The sequence below is a fragment of the Affinundibacterium danionis genome (genome assembly GCF_042432465.1).
Taxonomy (GTDB): Bacteria; Pseudomonadota; Gammaproteobacteria; order Burkholderiales; family Burkholderiaceae_D; genus Undibacterium; species Undibacterium danionis.
Genome location: NZ_JBHLXJ010000002.1, coordinates 180,412 through 206,806, shown reverse-complemented (window position 1 = coordinate 206,806; position 26,395 = coordinate 180,412). Strand labels below are relative to the sequence as shown.

24 protein-coding genes and 1 pseudogene are annotated in these 26,395 nt (G+C 45.5%); 19 read left to right on the top strand and 6 right to left on the bottom strand.

The features are described 5' to 3' along the window. Window positions 1-2: 2 nt before the first annotated feature. The 3 genes from fliK to ACFFJH_RS00935 are packed head-to-tail and all read left to right on the top strand — an operon-like array spanning window position 3 to window position 2,419. Complete coding sequence (gene fliK / locus ACFFJH_RS00945; RefSeq protein WP_390209410.1) at window positions 3-1,349, top strand: flagellar hook-length control protein FliK; 1,347 nt, start codon at window positions 3-5, stop codon at window positions 1,347-1,349. After that, window positions 1,336-1,614 carry an EscU/YscU/HrcU family type III secretion system export apparatus switch protein gene (locus tag ACFFJH_RS00940; protein WP_390209873.1) on the top strand — a complete coding sequence of 93 codons (279 nt, stop codon included), beginning with the start codon at window positions 1,336-1,338 and terminating at the stop codon, window positions 1,612-1,614. Before fliK ends, ACFFJH_RS00940 begins: the two co-directional genes overlap by 14 nt. A 43-nt stretch (window positions 1,615-1,657) precedes the next feature. After that, complete coding sequence (locus tag ACFFJH_RS00935) at window positions 1,658-2,419, top strand: flagellar brake protein (protein WP_390209409.1); 762 nt, start codon at window positions 1,658-1,660, stop codon at window positions 2,417-2,419. A gap of 79 nt (window positions 2,420-2,498) precedes the next feature. On the opposite strand, the gene fliE is transcribed toward ACFFJH_RS00935, so the two are convergent. Beyond that, entirely contained in the window at window positions 2,499-2,774 is a 276-nt protein-coding gene (gene fliE, locus ACFFJH_RS00930) for a flagellar hook-basal body complex protein FliE (RefSeq protein WP_390209870.1), read from the bottom strand. Window positions 2,775-3,045: 271 nt separating this feature from the next. On the opposite strand from fliE, the gene fliF reads away from it, so the two are divergent. The 14 genes from fliF to ACFFJH_RS00860 all read left to right on the top strand — a co-directional run bounded on the left by fliF (window position 3,046) and on the right by ACFFJH_RS00860 (window position 16,570). Further along, window positions 3,046-4,734, top strand: a complete 1,689-nt coding sequence (gene fliF, locus ACFFJH_RS00925) for a flagellar basal-body MS-ring/collar protein FliF (RefSeq protein ID WP_390209407.1) — start codon at window positions 3,046-3,048, stop codon at window positions 4,732-4,734. Beyond that, window positions 4,727-5,722 carry a flagellar motor switch protein FliG gene (fliG, locus tag ACFFJH_RS00920; protein WP_390209406.1) on the top strand — a complete coding sequence of 332 codons (996 nt, stop codon included), beginning with the start codon at window positions 4,727-4,729 and terminating at the stop codon, window positions 5,720-5,722. The genes fliF and fliG overlap by 8 nt, the downstream gene beginning before the upstream one ends. After that, a complete protein-coding gene (locus tag ACFFJH_RS00915) occupies window positions 5,715-6,377 on the top strand; it encodes a flagellar assembly protein FliH (protein WP_390209405.1) in 663 nt (220 codons plus the stop codon). The genes fliG and ACFFJH_RS00915 overlap by 8 nt, the downstream gene beginning before the upstream one ends. Before the next feature lie 54 nt (window positions 6,378-6,431). Next, entirely contained in the window at window positions 6,432-7,823 is a 1,392-nt protein-coding gene (gene fliI, locus ACFFJH_RS00910) for a flagellar protein export ATPase FliI (protein ID WP_390209404.1), read from the top strand. Window positions 7,824-7,881: 58 nt separating this feature from the next. After that, a complete protein-coding gene (gene fliJ / locus ACFFJH_RS00905; RefSeq protein WP_390209403.1) occupies window positions 7,882-8,313 on the top strand; it encodes a flagellar export protein FliJ in 432 nt (143 codons plus the stop codon). Window positions 8,314-8,377: 64 nt separating this feature from the next. Further along, a complete protein-coding gene (locus ACFFJH_RS00900) occupies window positions 8,378-9,946 on the top strand; it encodes a flagellar hook-length control protein FliK (RefSeq protein ID WP_390209401.1) in 1,569 nt (522 codons plus the stop codon). Between the two features lie 431 nt (window positions 9,947-10,377). Further along, window positions 10,378-10,881, top strand: a complete 504-nt coding sequence (gene fliL / locus ACFFJH_RS00895; protein WP_390209400.1) for a flagellar basal body-associated protein FliL — start codon at window positions 10,378-10,380, stop codon at window positions 10,879-10,881. A 17-nt stretch (window positions 10,882-10,898) separates the two neighbouring features. Beyond that, window positions 10,899-11,912, top strand: a complete 1,014-nt coding sequence (fliM, locus tag ACFFJH_RS00890) for a flagellar motor switch protein FliM (RefSeq protein WP_390209398.1) — start codon at window positions 10,899-10,901, stop codon at window positions 11,910-11,912. Further along, complete coding sequence (fliN, locus tag ACFFJH_RS00885) at window positions 11,905-12,348, top strand: flagellar motor switch protein FliN (protein WP_390209397.1); 444 nt, start codon at window positions 11,905-11,907, stop codon at window positions 12,346-12,348. Before fliM ends, fliN begins: the two co-directional genes overlap by 8 nt. Before the next feature lie 11 nt (window positions 12,349-12,359). Then, on the top strand, window positions 12,360-12,878 hold the full coding sequence (gene fliO, locus ACFFJH_RS00880) for a flagellar biosynthetic protein FliO (RefSeq protein ID WP_390209396.1): 519 nt from the start codon (window positions 12,360-12,362) through the stop codon (window positions 12,876-12,878). A gap of 72 nt (window positions 12,879-12,950) precedes the next feature. After that, window positions 12,951-13,682 (top strand): flagellar type III secretion system pore protein FliP, encoded by a 732-nt coding sequence (fliP, locus tag ACFFJH_RS00875; protein ID WP_390209869.1) that lies wholly within the window; start codon window positions 12,951-12,953, stop codon window positions 13,680-13,682. A 10-nt stretch (window positions 13,683-13,692) separates the two neighbouring features. Continuing rightward, window positions 13,693-13,962: a flagellar biosynthesis protein FliQ gene (gene fliQ, locus ACFFJH_RS00870; RefSeq protein ID WP_390209395.1), complete on the top strand. Its 270-nt coding sequence runs from the start codon at window positions 13,693-13,695 to the stop codon at window positions 13,960-13,962. Between the two features lie 11 nt (window positions 13,963-13,973). Beyond that, window positions 13,974-14,780: a flagellar biosynthetic protein FliR gene (gene fliR / locus ACFFJH_RS00865; RefSeq protein WP_390209394.1), complete on the top strand. Its 807-nt coding sequence runs from the start codon at window positions 13,974-13,976 to the stop codon at window positions 14,778-14,780. Between the two features lie 77 nt (window positions 14,781-14,857). Beyond that, a complete protein-coding gene (locus tag ACFFJH_RS00860) occupies window positions 14,858-16,570 on the top strand; it encodes an NAD(P)H-hydrate epimerase (protein ID WP_390209393.1) in 1,713 nt (570 codons plus the stop codon). On the opposite strand, the gene ACFFJH_RS00855 is transcribed toward ACFFJH_RS00860, so the two are convergent. After that, the gene (locus tag ACFFJH_RS00855) at window positions 16,571-18,691 is read right to left on the bottom strand and encodes a sensor histidine kinase (protein ID WP_390209391.1); all 2,121 of its coding nucleotides are present in this window, start codon (window positions 18,689-18,691) and stop codon (window positions 16,571-16,573) included. It abuts the gene before it with no gap. A 119-nt stretch (window positions 18,692-18,810) separates the two neighbouring features. Beyond that, window positions 18,811-19,560 carry a response regulator transcription factor gene (locus ACFFJH_RS00850; RefSeq protein WP_390209389.1) on the bottom strand — a complete coding sequence of 250 codons (750 nt, stop codon included), beginning with the start codon at window positions 19,558-19,560 and terminating at the stop codon, window positions 18,811-18,813. Between the two features lie 259 nt (window positions 19,561-19,819). Here ACFFJH_RS00850 and ACFFJH_RS00845 point away from each other — a divergent pair, with 259 nt between their 5' ends. Beyond that, complete coding sequence (locus ACFFJH_RS00845) at window positions 19,820-21,208, top strand: SPFH domain-containing protein (protein WP_390209388.1); 1,389 nt, start codon at window positions 19,820-19,822, stop codon at window positions 21,206-21,208. Between the two features lie 64 nt (window positions 21,209-21,272). After that, window positions 21,273-22,721 carry a hypothetical protein gene (locus ACFFJH_RS00840; RefSeq protein WP_390209387.1) on the top strand — a complete coding sequence of 483 codons (1,449 nt, stop codon included), beginning with the start codon at window positions 21,273-21,275 and terminating at the stop codon, window positions 22,719-22,721. A 263-nt stretch (window positions 22,722-22,984) separates the two neighbouring features. Here ACFFJH_RS00840 and ACFFJH_RS00835 read toward each other — a convergent pair. The 3 genes and pseudogenes from ACFFJH_RS00835 to pheT all read right to left on the bottom strand — a co-directional run. Then, a pseudogene (locus ACFFJH_RS00835) lies at window positions 22,985-23,230 on the bottom strand (MerR family transcriptional regulator); the annotation flags it as partial. 35 nt (window positions 23,231-23,265) lie between these two features. Beyond that, entirely contained in the window at window positions 23,266-23,688 is a 423-nt protein-coding gene (locus ACFFJH_RS00830; RefSeq protein WP_390209867.1) for an integration host factor subunit alpha, read from the bottom strand. Window positions 23,689-23,887: 199 nt separating this feature from the next. Beyond that, the gene (pheT, locus tag ACFFJH_RS00825) at window positions 23,888-26,314 is read right to left on the bottom strand and encodes a phenylalanine--tRNA ligase subunit beta (RefSeq protein ID WP_390209386.1); all 2,427 of its coding nucleotides are present in this window, start codon (window positions 26,312-26,314) and stop codon (window positions 23,888-23,890) included. Between the last annotated feature and the right edge of the window lie 81 nt (window positions 26,315-26,395).

Sequence of the window (26,395 nt, the reverse complement as noted above, 5' to 3'; positions counted from 1 at the left end):
TCATGTCGACTATTTTCCCTCGCCTCGATCCCAATCTGATTATCACGACCGGTGTAGAGGGACCAACCTCACTTAAGCCAATAGAGGCAATTAAACAGGAAATAGTCCACAAGTTAAGTCAGTTCAGCACAGGAAAACATATCCAGGGCGAAGTCCTAGCGAAACTTAGAGATGGCAGCTTTGTCGCAAAAGTTGACGGCGTACCAATGCGGCTAGCGCTCCCAAACGGGACACAAATCGGTGAAAAACTATCATTAACTTTACTAAACCTGACGCCACGTCCCGTTTTTTTACTCAATGGACAGAGTCAGGTAACTCTTTTAGACCCACCAAGACGTGCCCAAAGTGGCGTGACAACTAGCCAGAATAGCGGAAGCAGAGACATCGCTTCGGATCTATTCTCAAAAACGGATACAGATCTATTTCACACGTCTCCCAGACCTGCACTTAACCGCGAACGTGGCTCCAATGACGCCAACTTAAGCAATTCCGCACAAACCGCCAAGTCAACACCCGCCAATGCGCTAGCTCAAACATCAGTTCAAGAAAACGCCTCTTACACCTCCATCAAATCAACTGGGGCAATCCCACTTTCTGATGTCGATGTCGCAGCACAGCGATTGCCACATGCACCCAATAATCTGAGTACGCAAATCGAACTAAGTACAACCGGACAGCTCATCAATAAACTACTAAGAGAAACCAGCACTACACCCGAAAAGCTGCATCTCCAAGGAAAAACACTTTTATTAGCTGAGACCAATAGCAAGCTACCTACAACGCTATTAGCTCGCCAACTAGAAACGAGCTTGCAGCACAACATCAAGGAGAGTGGTCTTTTTTACGAATCTCATATCGCCCAATGGGCCAGTGGGCAAAGATCTCTAGCGGAATTACAAAGCGAACCGCAATCAAAAATCTCGCCCAATACGGAACAGTTAATGTTGACTAATACGGAAGATAGTAAACACGCAAGCTTGAGTCAACTCATACATCAGCAACTTGAGGTACTAGAACATCAAAAAATTCAATGGACTGGTCTGCTGGCACCTCAAATTCCTCTGCATTGGAGCATAGAAGAAAATCAGCAACAGCAACACCCATCTTCACCTGAAGAAGCGACCCAAGAGGCGACTTGGCAAAGTGATTTACAAATAGATTTCCCATACCTGGGCAAAGTCGCCGTAAGAATTTATTTAAGTGCCAATCAGCTACAACTTAGTCTTAAAAGTGATGCGGCAAGCACAAGCTCTCTTTTAAAGTCAGAATATCTCAGCTTACAAAAAGCCATCGAAAACGCAGGAACGCATATCCAATCTTTCACGGTACAGCATGATGAGCAACTCTGAACACAAGGTTTCTAGCGCTGTCGCACTCACCTACAGTCCAGATGATGGCGCGCCTAAGGTAGTTGCGAAAGGCAAAGGTCTTATTGCAGAGGAAATCATTGCACGCGCCAATGAACATGGCGTATTTATTCACCAGTCCAAAGAATTGGTCGGTTTGTTGATGAAAGTGGACTTAGACGACAACATCCCGCCCGCACTCTACACAGTGGTTGCAGAACTACTCGCTTGGCTATACCATATTGAGACAGAGGCAAAAACAAAATAATACCTCTCCCTTCCCTCTTATAATTATTATAGAATAAAGCACTATGCAAGTATCGCATCCGTCCCTGGGAACCGAAAACCAAAGTCCATATCAAGTTGAGTCAAAGCGAGAGATTCTCTCCATACTCAAAGGTTTTAGGGATAAGTCGCAATTGATCAGCATGATGATCAATGGTGGCAGCGAAGCATTTATTACCTCAGTTTTGGATATCGACGACAAAAACAATACACTCATCGTCGATAGCACACCCACCAGTGAAGCGAATCAAAGAATTATCGCCGCATCAACAGTATTTTTTGATGGCCTGCTCGATAGAATTAGTATCCAATTTTCATCTTCTAACGTCAAAGTCATCAGCTTCGAAGGCAAGCCGGCCTTACAAATGCCTTTGCCATCTAGCGTAATACGTTTACAGCGTCGCGAAAATTACAGAATTAATACACCCGTTTCAACACCCATCAAATGCGTCATCCCGGTTGAAGTAGATGCTGGCGTACAAAAGCACAAATTTTCCTTAGTGGATATTAGTTGTGGCGGCATCGCAATCTTAGATGATGGGCGTCTAATCGACATCGCTATCGGCACGAGTTATCCAGAATGCCAAATGGATATTCCGGGCATTGGTGTGATCGAGATGGAATTGCAAATTCGCAACTCCCAAGAATTAACCTTATTAAATGGAAAAACCACGCGCCGGATAGGCTGTGCTTTTCTCAATTTATCGAGCAAAACATTGGCAGCGGTTCAACGTTACATCATGAAACTGGAGCGCGAACGCAATGCCAAAATGACGGGTATTAGCTGAACAACTTCAGGGTAATCCAGAGCTTGTAGCCTCAAAACCCGCCTAGCTCCCATGCAATCACCCTAGCAGCGCGCAAGCACTATATTTGCATGTTCATAATATCGTGATAAGCAGAAACAAGTTTGTTCCGAACTTGAATGGTAGTCTGAAATGAGATACTAGCCTTTTGCATAGAAATCATCATATCTGACAAATTCACACTATCGTCGCCCATTGCGAATTTCTTCCCCATCTCCTGAGACGCACTTTGCGCAGCGCTCACTTGATCAAGTGAGGACTTTAAAGCATCAGCAAAATCGAGCTTAGGCGCACCTAAAGGCGCGCCAGATACGACATTGCCTGTGCCCCCTTCCATTTTTGCTGCAGCAGCCTTAAGTTGCGCTACCATGGCATCAATTCTACTTTTATCTATTCCACCGACATTCACTTGAGCTCTCCGTTTTTTCAGATATGCTTACAGTAACATCCAGCATAAAAAGCTTAAGTCCAAGAAGACGGGTGAAATGGGCGTTTTTCTTACAATTGAAAATCATAAAAAGTCGCACAATAACTAGTAAGGAAAATACCCTCACAGGAAAACAAAATGCCGCAACATGATCTAAACCAAAATAATGACGGGAGCAACTATGGCAACCGCTAATGATGCGACTTTAGAAACGCCAGTACCGGTTGTATTTGGCATTCCTCAAACGCCCGCGGTACGCACAATCTTATTATCAGTCGGTGCGGCGTTTACTATCGCGTTAATGGTAGGCATCTGGCTGTGGAGCCAAGCACCGGATTATCGCGTACTCTTCTCCAATTTCAATGATAAAGACGGTGGTGCGATTGTCGCCTCGTTGCAGCAATTGAATATTCCGTATAAGTATTCCGATGGCGGTGGCGCAATTTTGGTTCCAGCCAACCAAGTCCATGATGTACGCCTCAAACTTGCTTCGCAAGGTTTACCTAAAGGCGGCAATGTAGGATTTGAGTTGATGGAAAATCAAAAACTAGGTATTTCCCAGTTTTTAGAACAAGTCAATTTTCAACGTGCGCTGGAAGGCGAATTAGCTCGCTCCATCCAAGCCGTCTCGGCAGTGCAAACTGCGCGCGTTCATTTAGCGATTCCCAAAGCCTCTGTGTTCGTGCGCGAACAACAAAAACCAACCGCATCAGTTCTCTTAAATCTCTATCCAGGAAGAGTCTTAGATCAACAGCAAGTGAGCGCCATCGTTCACCTAGTCGCAAGCAGCATTCCTGAATTACCAGCAAAAAATGTGACGGTGGTAGATCAAAACGGCAATTTACTCTCTGACACCAGCAAACAGACTGCCAATAATAATCTCGATCCTTCCCAGCTCAAATACGTACAAGAGTTTCAATTAAACATCGTCAAGAAAATTGAATCAATTATTTCACCTATCGTGGGACCACAAAATGTCCGAGCTGAGGCTACCGCAGACATCGACTTCTCTCGTAGTGAACAAGCTGCAGAAACCTATCGCCCGAACTCGCCTCCAGAAGCGAGCACCATACGCAGTCAACAAACGAGCGAAAGCTATGGCAAACCTGCGAACGCGTCAGGCATTCCTGGAGCGCTTAGCAATCAGCCGCCAGTACCAGCAACTGCACCTATTACTGCACCAGCAGGTCAGGATGCTCAAGCAAATGCAAGCACCAACACAGGACTAACTCAGAAAGACTCCACCGTCAATTTTGAAGTCGACAAAACCATACGTTACACACAACAAGCGATGGGTGGTTTAAAACGTCTATCAGTCGCGGTCGTGGTTAATTACAAAACTGAAACCGATAAATCCGGCAAAACCACCACACGCGCGCTGACAGAAGTCGAAAAAAATCAAATCACCGATTTAGTCCGCGAAGCGATGGGCTACAACAAAGAACGCGGCGATACCTTAAACGTCGTCAATAGCCCATTTGCGGCACCGGAAAAAGTCACCGCTGAAGACGTGCCACTTTGGAAACAAGCCGATGTTCTGCAAACAGCAAAAGAGGTTGGTAAATACGTGATTGGTGCTTTATTACTCATGTATTTATTCTTCGGCTATCTGAAGCCCACACTCAATAAGATTATGGGAAAAGATCCTGCCTCATTGCGCAAAGAAAAAGAACGTGAAGCACTCGAAGCGGCTGCTCGCGCCGAAGAAGAAGAGGCCGCGATCGTCGATTTAAATAATAAAGAACAAGAAACCAATAACAAACAACAGCTATCCAGTTATGAAATCAATATGGACATGGCAAAACAACTAGCCGCCAGCGATCCAAAAATTGTCGCTAACGTAATTAAGGCATGGGTAAGCAATGAGTGATGAAGGCATACAAAAAGCAGCGACGTTAATGCTCGCATTAGGTGAAGATGCTGCTGCTGAGGTGATGAAACATCTCGGCCCCAGAGAAGTACAAAAAATTGGCGCCGCCATGGCGACCATAGGGGCGATCCCACATGAATCAATTGCCAAGGTGCTTGACGAATTCAAATCGCAGGCCGATTTAAGTTCATCGGTGGGACTTGATTCAGATGAATACATTCGTAATGTCCTGACCAAAGCCTTGGGCGACGACAAAGCCTCGTCTTTGCTAAATCGAATTTTAGGTGGCAAAGACGCCAGTGGCATTGAAAGTCTCAAGTGGATGGATTCTGCCTCGGTGGCGGAACTAATTAAAAATGAACATCCACAAATTATTGCGACCATTTTAGTGCACCTAGAAAGTGATCAAGCCAGCGAGGTACTGAACAATTTCAGTGAACGCTTGCGCAATGATGCAGTACTGCGAATCGCCACCTTGGATGGTATCCAGCCTACTGCATTGCGTGAGCTCAATGACGTACTAACCAAGCTGTTGACTGGTAACGAAAGCTTGAAGAAAAAATCCATCGGTGGTGTACGCGCCGCGGCAGAGATTCTCAATTTTATGAGTGGAGAAAATGAAGCCTCCATCATGGAAAATCTGCGTAAATATGATGGCGATATGGCAGAAAAAATCATGGACGAAATGTTCGTCTTCGATAACATCCTTGAAATTGACGATCGTGGGATTCAATTATTACTACGTGAAGTACAGTCTGATTCATTGATCATCGCATTAAAAGGCGCAAACGCCGATATGCGCGAAAAGATTTTCAAAAACATGTCACAACGTGCGGCAGAGATGATGCGAGAGGATTTGGAATCCAAAGGTCCGGTTCGTCTGTCTGAGGTAGAAGCGCAGCAAAAACAAATTCTTTTGATCGTCCGCCGATTAGCCGATGATGGTCAAATCATGTTAGGTGCAAAAGGAGAAGATGCTTATGTCTAATGCGCTGCCCAAAGAAATGCAGACCGCATTCCAACGTTGGGAAATGCCCTCGTTTGGCGATATTCGCCCAGCCCATTTAGAGAAAGTCGCGCAACAAGAAAAAATCAGTCAAGCTGAAATTGCCTCCATCAAAGAGCAAGCAAAAAACGAGGCGTATGCAGAAGCCTACCGTGAGGCCTATGCGGTTGGTTATCAAGAAGGACTGCAAGCTGGGCAAGTTGAAATGCAAACTCAGACCGTACAAGTAATAGCGCAACTGAATGAACTAAAAAACGCTTTCGAAACACAATTAGTCAATGCGCAAAATACCATAGGCCGAGATCTGATCGGATTGGCGGTTGAGCTAGCAGGTGCAATGACGAAACACCACTTTGAACAACACACGGATGCCATCCTAGAAATCGTACAAGAAGCCATCGCGTCCCTTCCCTCAATTCAGCAATCAGGGCAAATCTTTTTACACCCTGACGATTGCAAAGTAATGAAAGACGCAATGGGCGAAAATCTAGAACGTGATGGCTGGCGTTTGACCGCAGACCAGCACCTAGCAAGAGGTGGCTGCCGCATAGAAACCGCACAAAATTTGCTCGATGCAAGTGTCGAAACCCGCTGGTCACGCCTGAGTCAGGCATTACTCGACGGCCAGCAAGACTAAAACTTCACCTCGGCAACTTGAACGATTTAAATATAGCAAAGCACAAAAAATGGCATGAATACTTTACTCTCCCCGCAGCACTGGAAAGATCAATTGACCAATAGTGCCAAGCAAATTTCGCACATCCAGACGGAAAGTATTTCGGGGCGTATTGTCAAAGTAACCGGCTTGGTTATGGAAGCTGTCGGTATCAAATTGCCTGTGGGTAGCGCCTGTCAAATCCATCTTCCTAACGATGTAAGAATTGAGGCCGAAGTTGTTGGCTTTGATGGCGATCGCCTTTTCCTCATGCCCCAAAGCGATCTGGATGGCGTTGTGCCTGGTGCAGCGGTTGTCCCAGTTGCGTCTGCGCGGCATCAAGACCCCAATCAGCCGCATCGTCGAACTAACGACAGAACTAAACGCCTTCCCGTGGGTTACGAGTTACTTGGCCGCGTACTCGATGCCAATGGCCGCCCACTGGATACCTTAGGTCCTTTAAATAACTCAACGAGCGCGGCGCTTGGCGCACGTATTTACAATCCATTGACGCGTGCCCCAATCAAAGAAAAACTCGATGTCGGCGTGCGCGCCATCAACAGCATGCTAAGTGTAGGACGCGGCCAACGGCTGGGGCTTTTTGCAGGCTCGGGTGTCGGTAAAAGTGTGTTGCTAGGCATGATGGCGCGCTACACCACCGCCGATGTTATCGTCGTTGGCTTAATCGGTGAACGGGGTCGCGAGGTCAAAGAATTTATCGAAGAAATTTTGGGTGAAGAAGGCTTAGCACGATCGGTAGTAGTCGCGGCGCCAGCCGATGCCCCCCCCTTGATGCGCCTGCAAGGTGCAGCCTACGCGACGACCATCGCAGAATACTTTCGCGATCAAGACAAGAATGTACTCTTGATCATGGATTCACTAACGCGTTATGCGATGGCTCAGCGCGAAATTGCCTTGGCAATCGGTGAGCCGCCTGCAACCAAAGGTTATCCACCTTCTGTATTTGCAAAACTACCTATCTTGGTTGAACGGGCAGGTAACGGTCGCCCCGGTGGCGGCTCGATTACGGCGTTTTATACCGTGCTCACTGAGGGCGATGATCAGCAAGATCCGATTGCGGATTCTGCACGTGCGATTTTGGATGGACATATTGTCTTAAATCGAACCTTGGCAGAGAGTGGTCACTATCCCGCGATTGATATTGAACAATCCATTAGTCGTGCTATGCATGGCATCACCACACCTGAGCATCAAGCGCTATCCCGACGCTTAAAACAACTGTATTCACGCTATGAGCGCAGCCGGGACTTGATTAACGTAGGCGCATATTCGGCCGGCTCTGATCCGGTCTTAGATGAAGCCATACGAAAATACGACAGAATTCAAGCCTTTCTACAGCAAGAAATTACGGAAAAATCATCCATATCGCAAAGCTTAGAGGGACTTTCCGCTCTTTTCAGCGCTTAAAATAATAAGTCCATGAGTAAAATAAGAAAATGATGAGACAGATATGGCTGGGTAAGCAATGTCAGCATTAAACACTTTGATCGAATTGGCGCAAAATGAGGTAGAAAATGCAGCCAAATATTTAGGACAAACCATCAAGGCAAAGGACGATGCGATTGAACAATTGGGATTACTCACACAGTACCGCGCGGATTATGAAACAAGATTACAAAATAACGCTCAAAAGGGATTGTCAGTCACTCAATTTGCCAACTTTCAAGGATTCATCGCCAAATTAGATCAAGCCATTGAAGGGCAGAAAAAAATAATTATTGATGCCGAATACAAAGTCGATAAAGCAAAAAAGAATTGGCAAGCTTGTGAAAAAAAACGTCTCTCATATCAAACTTTAATTAATAGAAATATCGCGACCGAATTAAAAAAAGAAAATAAACGCGATCAAAAACAAACCGATGAACGCGCTACCCGCACGCTGTTTTATAAAAAATAGCGACAGATGTTGCGGATAGCTGCGCTCAAGTACTTAACTCTTATTTTGTTTTCCAGGTGTCAAAATGCCAAACACATCCCCACTCTCACAAATTCTTCCGAATTTCAATGCACCGAAAAGTGGGCAACCGGCATATGAAGCCAAAACAAATACCAATTTCAATCAGATATTGAAAAATGAAGTCGCGAATAAAGTAAAAAAACCGCCTACCAATACAAGCAAGCCACAAGTCAACAATCAAGCCACATCGTCAGCCCAAACTACCCAGCCCGCTCAAGCTGCACCAGTGCAAAATGGAGCTGGTGCAATCAAAGAGGCAGATACTTCGGAAAAAAGCTTATCCACAGAGGACAAAAAGTCTGATGAGCGAGATGTTGCTGCGCTAACCGTTCCTGATGAAACCAGCAACTTACTCAGTTTTGTTGGCGACGTAAATGCACTCAACGCCAATAAGCAAATTGAGGCTGACAAGAGCGATACAAGCGAGACTATTGCGATAAACACTACAACAGTCAGTCAAAATAATAGCGTCGATACCGACCTATCCAATTATGCCAGTCCACCAGACGCGACCGCGCCAGCACCGGGCCAATTAGGTGATAACCAATCTATTGCGAACTCAAACACGCAATCATCAACATCGACCTTTAGCATTAATGATAGTCGCGAGACCAGCGCGGAACTTGCTACGAAACCGACAGCTCAAACTAGCGACCTTTCTGCTACTCATCCGGCTTTAGACCAATCAAAACTCCGTCAAACCATAGAAGAAAACAGTGCCGCCACTTACGCAATCAGCGCAAGCGAAAATCAAGCTAATGTGGACAAAACCGTTCAAGAAGAATCATTATCGGGATTGACTATCAGCGAGAAACCAGAGACGACTAAATTGACTGCAAGCCCACCAGCGGTAGACAAAAATACTAGCGAAAAAATAGATTCAACTGACTTGGCGCGAACTACCAAAACAAGCAAAACAAACGATTTGAACGCGAATGAGCGCAGTGCTAGCGATAAGTTCTCAATTGAACTCAAAGGTTTAGCGCAAGAGGTTCGTCGCGGCAATATTGACGAAAAAAATAGAGATGCACGAGAATTCAAAGTGGCCGAATTACCCAAAGTGGAATCTCTTCCATCCTCACCACCAGTACCAGCCACGCTGGAAACAACTAGCGTCTCCCCGGCCTCCAATTTTATTGGGCCGCGAGTTGGAACAAAAGCTTGGGATCAAGCCATAGGACAAAAAATTGTATGGATGGTAGCCGGTGGTGAACAGAGCGCTCAATTGACATTAAATCCCCCCGATCTTGGACCGGTACAAGTCGTGCTCAGCATCAGTGACAGTCAAGTTGACGCCAGTTTTGTGTCCTCGCATCTCGACGTACGCGAAGCCATCGAAGCAGCCGCACCTAAATTGCGTGAAATGATGGATAGCGCAGGGATATCGCTGTCAGGATTCTCCGTTTCCGCACAATCTACACCATCAGGAAGTAGTTTTAATTCTGAAGGAAGCAGCAGAAATAATGCAACGCTAAGAGCTAGCACATCGAGCAATCAAGAGACTCCAGCCTCGACTACAACAAGCGCCCGCCCAAGCTCCAATCCCCAAGGTTTAGTTGACACCTTTGTTTAGTCATTTTACTGGTCGCTTTGCGGACTCTATGGAAAGCTAAATTGTTAGTTTTGATTTAGCTTTCACTTGGCGTTGAAACAACGGCCAACTGAGCAAACAAATCAATAGTAAATTCATAATATGAATCTGAACTAGCTTGTTTACAACGTATAGAGCGCCGATTCAGACCGAATAGTTGAAAACAATACTATAATAAAACCCGCAGAAACAATTCTTTTGTGAAACTTTGGGACGACTGCAAAACAGATCGCTCGAATAGCGTTTACACGTTCTCCCTATACACTTTAAAACATTGATTCTGCATCTCGTAAAGAAAGCAAAAATCGAGAGTAAAGCCGCAAATCCTGCTCTGTTTTACAGATGGAATACCACAAAACTAGAGGATAATTTTTTCAACTGCACTAACACTTAAGAAGTAGTGGAAGCTAAATATGTCAAAAGCCCCTGGAAAACCCGCTGCAGCTGATGCACCAGCTGGTAAATCGAAAAAGAAGCTATTCATTATGATAGGCGCTGCAGTGCTATTGCTGGGTGCTATCGGCGGTGGTGCCGTGTTTATGTTGTCGGGCAAAAAGAATGCAAAAGATAAAGACAAAGAACACAAGGAAGAAGTAGTAAAAGCGCCAGTGTTTCTTGCACTTGAACCTTTTATCGTCAATTTACAATCAGATTCAGGTGAAAAATATTTGCAAGTCCAAATGACTTTGAAAGTACCTGATGAAGCGCAATCCAATCTGATCAAATCCAATTCACCGCAAGTGAAAAGTCGCTTAATCATGCTCTTGTCGAGCAAAGATGCTGCGGAATTATTGACTCCAGATGGTAAGGATAAATTGATTAAAGAAATTGTGGAGCAAGTTAATCTACCGTTCACCTCAAAAGGTGATCCACAAAAAGTTAGTGATGTATTTTTCACTTCATTTGTCATTCAATAAGCTAACTCTATAAAACCGTGTCAGATAATTTTCTATCACAGGAAGAAGTCGATGCCCTACTTAAGGGTGTGACTGGCGATCAAGACGACTCCGAGTCGCTTGAAGATACCTCAGGTGTCCGCCCCTACAACTTGGCCACCCAAGAACGTATCGTTCGTGGACGTATGCCAACGCTGGAAATTATCAACGAAAGGTTTGCTCGCCTCTTGCGTATAGGATTATTTAATTTTCTACGCCGCAGCGCCGAAGTATCGGTCGGCACTGTCAAAGTGTCGAAATACAGTGAATTTATTCGAAATCTGGTGGTTCCAACCAATCTCAATTTAACCCACATGAAGCCCTTGCGCGGTACATCGCTCATCGTGCTTGATCCGGGTTTGGTATTCCTTCTGGTCGATAATTTGTTTGGCGGCGATGGCCGTTTTCATACTCGTGTTGAGGGTCGTGACTTTACCCAGACCGAACAAAGAATTATTCAAAAAATTCTGGAAATCATCTACGAGACCTACGCCAAATCTTGGGAACCTGTCTATCCTGTTCAGTTCGAATATATACGTTCTGAAATGAACACACAGTTCGCCAATATTGCGACCCCCAATGAAGTCGTAGTCTCGACCACCTTCACCATCGAACTAGGCCCTGTCAGCGGCGAAATGCATATGTGTATGCCCTATTCGATGATAGAACCCATCCGCGACCTGCTCACCAGTAGCTTGCAAGGCGAAACGCTGGAAATCGACAAACGTTGGGTGCGTTTGATGACGCAACAAATACAAATTGCTGAAGTTGAAATTGTGGCGGATTTGGGTACCGCACGCATCAATTTGGGCGATATCTTAAACATGAAAGTCGGCGATGTGATTCCGATCGCAGTGCCCGAAATCATCGCAGCAAAAGTAGATGGAACGCCTGTGATGGAATGTAAGTATGGCGTTTTTAATGGGCAGTATGCGCTACGGGTCGACAAGATGCTGGGATCTAGCGTCAACGATATAGCCCACGAGTCACTTAATGGAGAAAACAATGGATGAGAATGACGCAATCAGCGAAGATGATTGGGGCGCAGCCATCGCCGAACAAGAAAAGGCTGATGCAGAAGCCGCTGCTCGTGCTGCCGCTGCGGCAGCCGCAGCACCTCCGGCTCCAACTGCTTTTTCTGCTGGAGCATTTCAAGAATTTGGTAAGAGTCCACAAGCTCAGACAACAAACGATATTGACTTCATTCTCGATATTCCAGTTCAACTCACGGTTGAATTAGGTCGAACTAAAATTGCGATCAAAAACTTACTGCAATTAGCGCAAGGCTCGGTCGTCGAATTAGATGGTTTAGCGGGTGAACCTATGGACGTACTAGTTAATGGCTGCTTAATCGCGCAAGGTGAAGTCGTTGTGGTGAATGATAAATTCGGTATCCGTTTGACCGATATCGTGACACCTGCCGAACGTATTCGTAAGTTGAACAAATGATGCAGCATGTTATGCGCTCTCAATCAAAGTCTGTTTTCTTATCCAGTCTGCTGTTGATTTTTTTTAGTACCTCAGTATTAGCACAAACAGCAGCACAACCGTCAGCGAATACAGTGGCGCAGGCGAAAGGACAAGCCAGCACATTAGCCAACAGCGTGTCACCGACCACAGGCTTACTGCAAATTTTTTTGGCTTTAATTATCGTCATTGCATTGATGTTGTTCATCGCATGGTTATTTAAACGCATAGGCACTATCAATAGTATGAACAAAGTACCGATGAAAGTTGTCGGTGGTTTGAGCTTGGGCAATCGCGAGCGAATTATGGTGGTAGAAGTAGGCGATCAATGGCTAGTATTAGGAATCACGGCGCAACAGATTAGTAATTTAAGTAGCATGCCGAAACAAGCGTTGTCCACTGCCAGCACGGACGATAATAAGCTAAGCAATGGCCAGGAAAAAGGCCCAGAAAATCAATTCGCCTACTGGCTGAAAAAGACTCTAGAAAAGCGCAACACACCTGACACTTAAAGCCTCATGAAAACCCTGCGCCTCCCCTTCTTTTTACTCGCTTCTAAAAAACAAACAAGCAAAACACTAGTCATGTTAGTGCTGCTAGTTTTATGGGCACTTCCAAATCTCGTATGGGCACAAAGTGCTGGTGGCTTACCAGCAATCACAACTTCACCCACATCAGGAGGTGGACAAAATTACTCACTGAGTATTCAGACTTTAATTTTTTTAACCTCGCTGACTTTTATCCCAGCGGCTTTATTGATGATGACCAGTTTTACCCGCATCATCATCGTTTTGTCTTTATTACGGCAGGCACTCGGTACCCAATCCGCGCCCCCCAATCAAGTGCTGGTAGGACTGTCTTTATTTTTAACCTTGTTTGTCATGGGTCCTGCGTTTGACAAAATCTATGAAGAGGCTTATCTACCTTTTTCTAAAAACGAAATCACCATGCAAAAGGCAATGGAAAAAGGCGTAGAACCACTCAAAGGTTTTATGCTGAAGCAGACTCGTGAATCGGATCTGGCGCTGTATGTACGCTTATCCAATACCCCAGCACTTCAAGGTCCAGAAGATGTTCCGCTTCGGGTGCTCATCCCGGCCTTTATTACCAGTGAATTAAAAACCGCCTTTCAAATTAGCTTCGCGATTTTTATACCGTTTTTAATTATTGATATGGTCGTTGCTAGCGTCCTGATGGCGATGGGTATGATGATGGTCTCGCCGTCCATTGTGTCGCTGCCATTTAAACTGATGCTATTTGTCCTCGTCGATGGTTGGCAATTATTGATCGGCTCGCTGGCGCGCAGCTTCTATTAAAGGAACCAATATGACACCAGATAGCGTAATGACCATAGGCAGACATGCGATGGAAATCACCCTGATGATTTCGGCACCACTGCTCTTAGTTGCCTTAGGAATCGGTTTGATCGTAAGTATTTTTCAAGCGGCAACTCAAATCAATGAAACCACCTTATCTTTCATCCCTAAGTTAGTTGGCATTTTCGTGACCTTAATCATCGCTGGTCCGTGGATGTTGTCGGTGCTGGGAGACTATATGCGCGAAGTATTCACCAGCATCGCCACCATGGCTGGTTAAAATAATCCGTCATGGTTTCTATTAGTAGTCAAGAGTTGATCGACCTGATAGCCGCTTTTCTGTGGCCATTAACGCGTATTCTCGGCTTTATCGCGATTGCTCCTCCATTCGGTAATAACGGTGTTCCGGTGCAAGTAAAACTGGCATTAGGGGTATTTTTGGCGATGATCGTTGCGCCAATGATCGATCCTATTCAGGATGTCGATATGCTGTCTGTCACTGGCATCATGATCGTCTTACAGCAATTCATTATTGGTTTGGCGATGGGCTTTATGGTGCGCATCGTATTCGCCGGCATTGAGATGGCCGGTGAAGTGGCTGGTCTCACGATGGGTCTGGGTTTCGCCACATTTTTCGACCCGCAAACTAGAGGACGCTCGTCCGCCATTAGTCAATTTTTGGTCATCATTACGACCTTAGTTTTTCTCTCTTTAAATGTGCATCTGGTGCTTTTCGAAACCATCATCACCAGCTTTAAAAGCATTCCCATTTCCACCTCTTTAAGCATGGGCTTTAGTTTTCAGAAGCTCGCTATTTGGGGTGAAGAGATTTTCAAAATCGGACTTCTGATCTCTTTACCTATCGTTGCCGCACTTCTTATTACCAATATCGCTTTGGGTATTTTGACCCGTGCAGCGCCTCAGTTAAATATTTTTGGTATTGGATTTCCAATTACTATTGGTGTTGGTTTTTTAATGTTGAGTTTAATTTTGCCCCATCTGCTCCCACCGATAGAAAACATTTTTCAACATTTAATTGACAGCATTTCTTTACTGGGTGGGAATCAAGACCCAAGCTATTTGCGATCTATCAATTGATTCCAAGATCTAAGCAATTAATCTTGTAGGCAAGCAGAAACAAAACAGCGTATTGATTTATTTGGAGGCATCTCGCTATGCAATACCACGCGCTCTACCAGATTGCACAAATTCGCGATATTGAAAAACAAGCGAAAGCATCATTGGCAATTGGCAATCCAACAGCTCGCTTACCTGACAGTTTAATGATTACCGCAGGCAAGGCAGCAGCCCAATTGGCCTGGCGAATTTTAGACGCTGCCTCTAAAAAAGACGTTAAAAAAATTATGATTCTGGCTGGCCCCGGCGACAATGGTGGAGATGCCTTTGAAGTAGCGCATCAACTCGCCGAAATGGCACAGCTATCACCTGAAGATACGCATTATGAGATACACGTACTGATCTGTGGCGAACCTAATGCTTATTCTAATGATGCAAAAAAAAGCCTGTTAGCAGCACAAACTAATTCTATACATTGGCACACAATTGATCCATTGCAGCAAGCTCAGCTACAACGTGATAAATTGCCGCAACTGAACTTCAGCCAATTCGATCTGATTGTAGATGGTTTATTCGGTATAGGCCTCAGCCGCCCGATTACTGGAATTGTCGCCGAACTCATCATTCAAATAAACCACAGCAAAGCTTGTCCCGTTTTAGCCTTAGATGTTCCTAGCGGCTTAAACGCTGATACAGGACAAGTGATAGCTACGATAGCCACAACGGCGGAAGACGCGGTTGCGGTAATTGCTAGTCACACAATCAGCTTCATCGCCAACAAACCCGGATTACACACTGCCAGTGGCAAAGATTATGCAGGTATCGTTGTGGTTGACGATCTCAATATAGATAACGGCTACTATCCTGTTCCATACGCCTACCTTAGCAATCCAAGTCAGCTATCTACGCTGATACCAGCACGCAAACAAAATAGCCATAAAGGTAGCTATGGCGACGTGCTCATTGTAGGAGGAAGTACAGGTATGCAAGGTGCGGCCATATTGGCGGGACGCGCTGCGCTATACACAGGCGCGGGCAGAGTTTATCTCGATTTAATAGAACCTTCTTCCAGCGTTGATTATTCACATCCTGAAATCATGCATAGTTCCATCGAGGAGCATGATCTGTCCAATGCGCATGTGGTCATTGGACCGGGCTTAGGCCATTCACCAAACGCATTAAATCGCTTACGTCACGCGCTTATACACGCACCTGCACTAGTCATCGACGCCGATGCGCTCAACCTGATTGCCATTCATACTGATTTGCAGGCGCTGTGTCGTAACAGATCGAACTTATCTTGGCGTACCATCATTACACCTCACCCACTAGAGGCTGCGCGTCTACTCAATTGCGACACAGGTAAAATTCAAGCCGATCGCTGCCTAGCCGCACAGACACTCGCCAATCAATTCCGCTGCACGGTCATTCTAAAAGGTTCGGGAAGCATCATCGCTGCTGAAATCATGGGTAATTCAGCCGAAGCAAATAAAGCTTTAGCTAAAACTGATAATCATCCGAATGATGGCGAATCCCGAAGTACACAGCCACGCTCTGACAAGACGCAAATATGCATCAATCCTAGTGGCAATCCGGCCTTGGCAACCGCAGGCACTGGCGACGTATTGGCAGGCATCTGTGGCACCATGCTGGGACAAGGATTAAGTGCATTTAATGCGGCCTGTCTAGCCACCTACATTCACGGCTTAGCAGCGGATGATTGTGTGCGGGAAAACTTCGGGCCAATTGGAATGAACGCGAGTGAGTTAATTCCCGCCGTGCGCAAGGTATTAAATCAAATGATTCAATAACTACTTGACCCCTAACATTAAGGTCAAAATAAAACTCACACCATCTTCCACGTTCTGTGCCTTAATTGTGCCGCCCATTTTCGCCATATAGGTTTGCGCTACAAATAGCCCTTGACCACGATTACCGTTTGCACCCGATTCCAACTGATCTGAAACGCCGTATTCAAAGATTTTTTCTAACATGGCTTCGGGAATGTGTGGGCCACGATTATGAATAGTAATAACGGCACACACTTCATCAATCGTTAAATGAATACGAATCGCACTTCCTTTGGGACGATAGCGATCTGCATTTTTCAAGATGTGTGTTACCACATCCTCCAGAGAGTATTCATCCGCTTTGACCATACTATTTTTTTGCTGAGGCTTGAGTGTAGCAGGCGCAATAAATTCAACATCATTTACGCCTATACAAGGCGCATTACTCGCCACATGCGCCAAGAACTGATGAAGATCAATTTCATCTAGTTGTAGTACGGTTGTTTGAAATGCCTCAGTCGGTGTAGCACTGCCGTATAAAACTTTAATCGCCTGCTGCATGCGGCTGATATAGCGGTGACTCTGATCCTCAGGGGTCTGATGTAAAACCATCAGTGACTGCAAAGGAGACATGATCTCATGTCCTACCGCATGCCACATTTGTTTTTCTTGTTCTGTACGTATGGTCTCACGCTCCACATCTTCTTTAACGCGTCTTAACAAATCATGCAGCGCACTCGCCAATACGCCCAATTCATCCGGACTGCGTAAATCGCTTACATCTAATTGATCCAACTCACCAGAGCCTTTCATAGTGCGCGATAGCGTTGCCGCACGCTTAGTCAGCAAAGTAATGCGTCGAATAATATTAATTTCGATCAGCAACCACGCCAATAATAATGCCAGCAACATCCCTCCTACAAACCACGAGACACGGGTCGCAACCACGCTCAAACTCTTACTAATACTACGTACATCACCTTTCAAATTAATCTCATAATTATCTAAAGGTGTGCTGATCAAGTCATTAGCAACAAGAGGCGTATCATATTCATCGACTGGTAAGCGTCGAATTAAACGCGTCAATAAATTCCATGAATCTTCTTCTTGTTCTATTTTACCCAGCAGTTGAATAATGTCCTTTTTGTCGGAGGCTTTGCGTATCGTTAAACCCTCGCCGGGCAATAACATGGTGTGTAGATCATGCAAAGAAAATGGGGTCGCAGTTGGCACACTTCTACTATCCAATAAGGCGATTTCACTTCCCGGTGCTAACACACTCAATTCCACCTGAATCTGATCTAGATCTTGTGGCGGCCACACTGGGCGTTTTTTTTCAAATAGTGCTTCTTGTAGAACGGCAATCGGCAAACGTAAAGAGAAAAAAGTATGACGCAAACAATCATCATTTTTAGTCTCTAGCTTAACCACTGTGGACGCATCTTTATCGCTATCATTACAAATCGATTTTTGCCACGCCCAACCACGAAAATCTCGGACCGGACGTAGATTAGGTTTAGCGATCTCACTCTCAACAAATCCCACCCAACGGCCACGCAATCCAACATTACCTTTGATGGCAGGCTCTTCCTCAAATGGCGCTATCCATTGATAATGCTCGCCTCGCAAAGCGACGCTGACACGTATTCTATGCGCCTCATCGCGCACCATTTGTCCGCGTGGTCGGGATACCAAAGCAGCACTATTAAAACTACCCGCCACATAAATAAATCCACCAGCCCAAGGATTATTTCCTATGCCGACACAGAGCGATCCATGGTCACCGTACTGCACCAAACAACCCGACATAGCAATCGCTTGTTGCACCTTACTTTGATCATCAAAATCAAGCGCCGAAAAAGGAAGCAATAAGGGATGTAACACAGCGCGGTCTTCCGCGACCGCACCATCCAGCGTGACACTACGTGGATTCAGTAAGGCCAACTGACCAGCTGGATGCCGCAAAGTAGCGAGGATTTGATTGCGAGTTTTATTAAAATTAGTTTGATAATTGTTGTAGCTTAATTGCTTCTCTTGCTGCAATACAGATAGCGCCAAACCTAGTGTTGCCAGACCCAATAACAAAAATACGCCGCGAAAAAGCAAGCGTAAGCGGTACGAAGACAGCAGAAGTTTTTTCATAATTCAATTTCGTTTTGGGTGCTAGTGTTTGGGCAACAATCATTTAAATATTAATATTTTGGATTCCAATAGTTTGAATACTAATAGTCTGGATTTTAATGATCACATAAAAGTCCTGACTAAATACCTGCCACCCAACGGAAGCCGCGCATAGGTACATTTTCGATACCTTCAAAGGCCGGGTCAATCTCACGAAATGCATCACGTATGGTGCTCACGTGCTTGCGAATATTGTCGCGATTACGACCACTCTTAACGACTTCGTAGAGATCATCATAAGACACGACCTGACCTCGTTTTTCAAACATCACGGCAAGTATGCGTTGTGCGGTTAACGGCAAGTTAATGCGTTGCCCTCGCCAAGTAGGTGTGCGCTGACGTAGTGGGTCTATGCTTAAAGAATCAGCTGCAATCTGCACTTCCTCTTTCTTATGACTGGTGGATATTTTTTGCTGACGACGCTCTTTCACGGCGCGTAGCATATCAAGAAAAGTCTCAATAAAATCGGCTTCCTCAAACGTCGCCTTTTGCAAATAGTCCCACGCATCCAAGGCCTTCATAATGCTGCGATAAATAGTCGCAGGCATAGCTGACACAACTAACACTGGCGTCGTGTGTCCGCCCTCGCCTTTACCGAGTTGCTTATTAATCGCATTAATAATCGCGACACCCGCATGCCGCTCCCGACCTAATTCAATATCCAATACCACCAGATCATACTGTTCACGGGTAATTGCCGCTTCCGCGTCATCGCGATTAAACCATTGATCGATATGTATGCCGGGTTTAGCTGCTTCTATCCAGGCTTTGAATTGATTACTGGTTGGCAGATCGTCTTCAATGACGGCAACTTTAACTAGATTTGACACGCCGAACTCCTTCTTACTGTATTCATACCCAGTATCCCTGTTTTTGCACAAAAAGTCAGTGTTCCCTTGTGAGTTTTTCTTCACAAGCTAGTCTAAAAATTCCGTTCTATTATTAAATGCAACTCAACAGTAACCATTCCTCCTGTTGATCAGCATTGAATCCTCCGCATCCAACAGAGCAAGATACGTCCCAGGGAAATGCATAAAAGTATGCAGATAAATTCAAACCCTAACTCGATATTTAACTTCAGGAGGCATCATGGCAAATCGTCTTAAATCCATCGTCAACGCGGTACGTTCCACCTTGTCGTCGGTATTTACCCGTCGCTCATCACAATCCGATATCAAGGCGACACCCTCATCAAATAGCGACGCGGACACACAGTTCCGAGGTGATTACCAGACAGAATACCAACGTGAATACCCAGCCGAATTTCAAGTTAAAACGCCAATTTTGAATAAAGCCCTCATCAAAAAAATTGCCCTCTTTGGTGTCATCTGTGCTGCGGGCTATGCAATCTATCGTCACCCACCAATTCAGACCATTGGCCGCGGTCAAGTAGGTGTTCGTTCCAACTTATTCACCGGTAACGCTAGCCAATTTCGTGAAGGTAGCGTGATTGTGATTCCAGGTATTTATCAATTACGTAAATACTCATTACAAGATCAGTTATATCGCCCAACCAAAACCAACGCTAATAGTGCTGATAGTGAAGCACCATTTCAATCTATCGAAGGCTTATCGCTCGGCGTTGATCTCACTGTGCGTTATGCCATTGACCCAAGCAAATTAACCAGCACAGGCAAAGGCTTGCCGGACAATATTAATGCCGACATTGTGGAACCTTTGGTGCAAGGTGTGATGTACAAAGCCTTCACCCGTTACACAGTTAAAGAAATTTTTTCCACTAAACGCGCCGAGATTCAGCAAATCATAGAAAGTGAATTGAAGCCTAAGTTAGCCAATGACGGCATTCTTTTACATGCGGTCATGATAGGCAAAATTGATCTTCCCGCTGACTACAAACGCGGCATGGAAAAACTCCTTGCTGAAGAATTAGAAAGCGAAAAAATGCGCTACACCTTAGAGCTCAAAGAAAAACAAGTGAAGCAAACAGCATTGGAATCAGATGCAGAAAAAATTCGCCGTGAAAAAACAGCAGAAGCAGCTGGCAATGAACAGGTGATTGCAGCTAGAGCGCAAGAAGAAGCGATGAAACACGTTCTCCCCTTCAAGCAAAAGCAAATCGAACAGAGACAATTAGAAGCCGAAGCTGCAAAGATCTCTATGATCAAAACCTCAGAAGGTAATGCGCAATCGCGCGTGATTGAAGCCGCAGGTGAAGCTGACTCTCGTCGTAAATTAGCGGATGCAGACGCCTATCGTCAAGAGCTAGTCGGTAAGGTCTCCAGTGCGCAATTGGAACGCGATGGTGCTTTATTGTCCAAGCATCCTTTACTGATTCAAAAAACCATGGCGGATAAATTATCCGACAAAATCTCCGTCATCATCGCGCCACCACCTGCTGATGGAGGCTTTATCGGCTCCGCTTTACTGGGCACCGGTGCAGGGAAAACTCAAACTAGCGCACCCCAAGCTGTCGTCAATAAAGAAACGGCACAAAGCGAAAATCAATCTGAAAACTAAGATCAACACACATTTAATTTTTACGTTTTCATCATTTCACCTTAGCAAAAAATCAGGAAGAATCATGTTAGCTAGCCTCACTGCCGCCGCTGCATCCAGCCTCATTGCCATTGTCACGCAAGATCAAGCGGCCTTGCGTGCCGCGCCTAAAGATAGTGCACAACAACAAGTCGTCTTATGGCAAGGTGATAGTTTAGAAATTCGTGGTGAACGCATGGACTATTTACAAGTCTATGATCATAGACGTGAACGCGCCGGATTCATCAAAGCAAGCCAAGTGCGCCTGATACGCATGGATCCAGATGATGCACCGGATAGCTTTGCAGTAATTCGATTTTTACGAGATACGCCTGACGCGGAGGCACTGGGCATTAGCTATACCGCTGCCTATCTCAAAGCGGCACCAGCCAATCAAATTGGCGCGGAAGTCTTCGATGCTTTGGGTTGCATGGCAGAACGTTTAGCACGACGCTCGACCAATTTACCAAGTCAATCCGGTACCAATACAAAACCAGCGAAGCAAATCGAAACGAGCATCGCTGCGCATCTGGAAGTCGCCAGTTATTATGGCGTGCAATTTAAGAGTTTCGAACGTAAAGGCCGAATTCAACTTTGCTATGACGGTGAAGCATTTCGCCGCGTCTTAGCGATGAACGCCAGCAGTGAACAAAAAGCGCGTGCGGCTTTAGCGCTCACACGTCCCGAATGCATAGATCCGGCAACACGTCCTTTGGAAAAATTGGCCATCGATAATTGGCGTGCCGATATTTTGGATCGAGTCGATACCAACAACTTACCCGAATTTCTCAAAAATCGTATCAAGATGCGTAAAGCCAGCGTGTGGTCCAGCATTGCCTATCAACGAGGCCGCAAAAATGAAAACGTGCAAGCCGCAGGCAATCGCGCCCTATTAGAACTTGCCTCCGTCAACAAAGAAGAGCTGACGGATGAAGACAAGCAAAGTTACGCCGATGCGGGTGTGCGCGTCGGCACCGCGCGCTGGGCCGCAGAATTGGCGATCAACAAAAAAAGTAATTTACAAATTATCACCAGCCCGGGCGACACTGGAGAAACCTGTGTGCAGCTAATCGACACTGCGCGTGACGCCAAAACGCCACTGGCGAAACGCTGCACTTATAGCGTGGTATGGCTAGCCTCAGCGCGCGCCAACGCGCATAACACCGCATTAACACTTGCAGTACAACCCTTGGATACTTGGCGTGAACTCTGGTTATTCCATCAAACCAGTGCGGGTTGGGTAATCGATGTTTTACCACCTGCCAACACAGATCCCAATTTGGGCTATGTCGAATTCGCTGGCTGGGTACCTGCAAGTAATAAAATGCTAGTCGCTCGTGAAGCCAAAGTCGATGGCGTATTTAAACGCCGCTTTGAGGTCATCAATATGGATACGCTACAAACCGAAAATGGCGCAGACCAGCCGAGCTCTTTAAGTCTGTTTTATAAATGGCAGGATCCGATGTGGAAACTTCAGACGGTGAGTCTAAGGTAGTACTCAGGGTGATGCTTAAGGATTGATAAAAGCTAGATGGGTGATGAAGGAAGTGAAGCCTAACAGTGGTTGAAGTCTAAGCATAGGTTGGGTTGGGCTTCGCTTTGCTTAGCACCAACCTACTGAGCACTACTCTAGTACAACTACAACTTCAGCAAGCTCAACAACACCTGCAACTCCCCACGAATTTGTACTATATTCATGGTTTCTTTTGGGCTTGTATGCACTTCAACTTTAACGTCATCATGCGAGACTTGATTATTGAGCTTGTTGCGCGCGCCATTGATGGTAAAGCCTTGCTCGTAAAGTAGCTCGCGAATACGGCGAATCAACAGCACTTCATGATGCTGATAATAACGGCGATTGCCACGTCTTTTTACAGGTTTTAGCTGCGCAAATTCTTGCTCCCAATAACGTAAAACATGCGGTTTGACACCGCACAAATCACTGACCTCGCCTATCGTAAAATATCGTTTGGCGGGAATAGGAGGTAATACTAGGTTTTCCATTGTGACGTCACTCATAAGGCAAACATGGAGGGAAACTACGCTGCGTTGATATCGTTAAACTGACCGGGAGAATGCAGATCGTCAACCATATTTTTAAGCTTTTGGCTGGCATGAAATGTAACCACACGTCGTGCAGTAATCGGAATCTCCTCACCAGTTTTTGGGTTGCGCCCAGGGCGTTGCGGTTTGTCACGCAACTGAAAATTACCAAAACCAGAGAGCTTCACCTCAGCTCCGCGTTCAAGAGCGTCGCGGATTTCGCCGAAAAAAGTCTCTACCATATCTTTGGCTTCGCGCTTATTCAAACCTACTTGCTCAAACAAAAGTTCTGCAAGCTCTGCTTTGGTTAAAGTCGGCAAATCTTTTTCTGCCTTAAAACGCACCTGCGCTTCATGCACTGCACGTTTTAAATCTTCGTCCAATAGCGATTGAAGATCAGCAGAATTTACATCGTTCATCATTATTTACCTATTCTTTACCCTTTAATTTCTAAAGGTATCTATCTTTTTTCGTAGAATTCAACACGCACCGCATGTCAAATAAACGCTATGCCTGATGCGTGGCCGAATTCCATTCCCAGCTTCTCGATTCGCTAAAATGCATTGACGCCCCTACCTGCCATGATGAATTGGCACTCAGGGCGTCAAAACAATGAATTTAACGAAGTCTGGCTGAAACACCAGCAGTTGCAGCAGCAACTAAAGCGGCCATTGCTAACTCGACGGTTTCATCTTGCAGCGTGTTCTGAGTATCTTGCAAGCTAAAGCGGAAAGCAAGACTTTTCTCGTCATTTTCCAATCCTTTACCACGATATTCATCAAATAAAACAAGGTCTTGCACGATTTTGCAAGATTCTGCTTTGTTTATTTCTGCGTGGAAAATATCAATCAAGTTTTGAGCAGAAACCGTTTGCTTCACTACCAAAGCCAAATCACGTGTAACCGCTTGGAACTTAGAAATATCACGATGTACTGGTAAGTTAACTTCCTGCAATGCCGCAGCTTCGACTTCAAATACGATAGGAGCTAAAGGTAAGTCATATTTCTGCTGCAAGCGCGGATGTAATTCGCCAATCAAGCCTATCACTTTACCATCGCACTCGACTTGCGCCGAACGTCCTGGGTGCAAAGCCGGATGCTCTAGCTTATTGAATCGCAAAACTTTAGGTGCAAATAGATTTTCCAAATCGGACTTCATGTCGAAGAAATCAATATTGCGCGTCGTTTGTCCCCACTGCTCCGCAGCGACCGGTCCATAAGCTAAGGCCGCCAGACGTTTAGGTTGATCGTAGCCTGCCACAGTTAATGCGCCATCACTGACCGCTTCGTCCCGTAAATACACAGCTGCCAATTCAAAGATGCGAACGCGGTTGAGCTTACGATTTAAGTTATAACGAGTATTCGCTACCAAACTAGCAATAAGACTAGAGCGCATTACACTCATTTGACTTGCAATCGGATTTTGCAGTTTGATAGGGCTATCATTACCACAGAAATCTTTTTCCCAAACTTCTTCGACAAAACTGTAATTAACGACTTCTTGATAATCCAAGTCAGCGATCTGGCGGCGTAAAGTGAATGCGGAACGAGTATTTTCAGGCGCAATCAACATCGCATTTGGCGCGACTGGCGGCAAAGAAGGAATGTTCTCGAAACCGTATACGCGTACAACCTCTTCGATCAAATCTTCTTCGATCTCAATATCGAAACGATAGGAAGGTGGCGTAACTGAAAACAAACCGGGTTCTTGCGTAAACTGCAAACCAAGGCGGGTGAAAATATCAGCGATCTGCGCATCGGTAAAATCAACACCAATTACTTTATTCGCACGTGCTGTGCGCAATTTAACAGGCAAGCGTTTAGGCAAATTCACGACTAGATCATCGACTGGGCCAACTTTAACGTGCTCAGTTCCACCACAAATCTCGACGATCAAAGCAGTAATACGTTCTACATGTTCAACGATAGAAGCAAAATCGACACCCCGCTCGTAACGATGTGCTGCATCCGTAGAAAAATTATATTTACGTGCGCGACCTTGTATCGCTTGCGGCCACCAGAATGCGGATTCCAGATAGATATTCTCTGTTTCCAAACTAACTGCAGTTGAATCACCGCCCATGATCCCTGCTAAAGATTCTATCTCTTGCTGATCGGCGATAACTCCAACCCATTCATCAACGGCCACTGTATTGCCATTTAAAAGTTTTAAGGACTCACCCGCTTTACCCCAACGCACATCGAGGCCACCGTGGATTTTATCCAAATCAAAAACGTGGCTAGGACGCCCCATTTCCAACATCACATAATTGGAAATATCGACCAGCGCGGATATTGGACGCTGACCACTGCGCTCAAGGCGTTGCTTCATCCAATCTGGAGTTGGCGCTTTCGCATTCACGCCACGAATCACGCGACCAACAAAACGACCGCACAAATCAGGCGCGCTGATTTTGACAGGTAATTTCTCAGTCAAACTGACAGGAACAATATGCGCTTCTGGCAAATGCATAGGCGTGCCAGTTAATGCCGACACTTCACGCGCTACACCTAGTACGGATAAGCAATCCGCTTTATTAGGCGTCAACTTGATCGTGAATTTCAGATCGTTTAACTGATAATAATCACGGAAATTTTGACCAACTTGCGCATCTGCAGGCAAGTCCATCAAGCCGCTACCTTCTTCCGACAATTTCAATTCTTTAGCGGAGCACAACATGCCTTGCGATTCGACGCCGCGCAACTTGCCGACTTTAATCAAGAACGGTTTACCATCCGCTCCGGGCGGCAATGCCGCGCCCGCCATCGCACATGGCACCTTCATACCAACGCGCACATTCGGTGCTCCGCATACGATGTTCAACAAAGTACCGGTTCCAACATCGACTTGGCACACATTCAAACGATCCGCATCTGGATGTTTAGCGATCTCGCGAATCTCCGCGACAACCACATTGCTAAATGGCGGAGCAACTGGCTCCACTTCTTCTACTTCCAAACCCGCCATCGTCAGTAAGTGAGACAACTCATCCGAAGTCATGTTCGGATCAACCATGGTACGTAACCAGTTTTCAGAAAATTGCATAATTCAACCGTGATGTTGATGGTGTACTTTGCAGTACGAAAAATTTATTCTAATTTAATCCTGCAGATGGAGCGTCTAGAA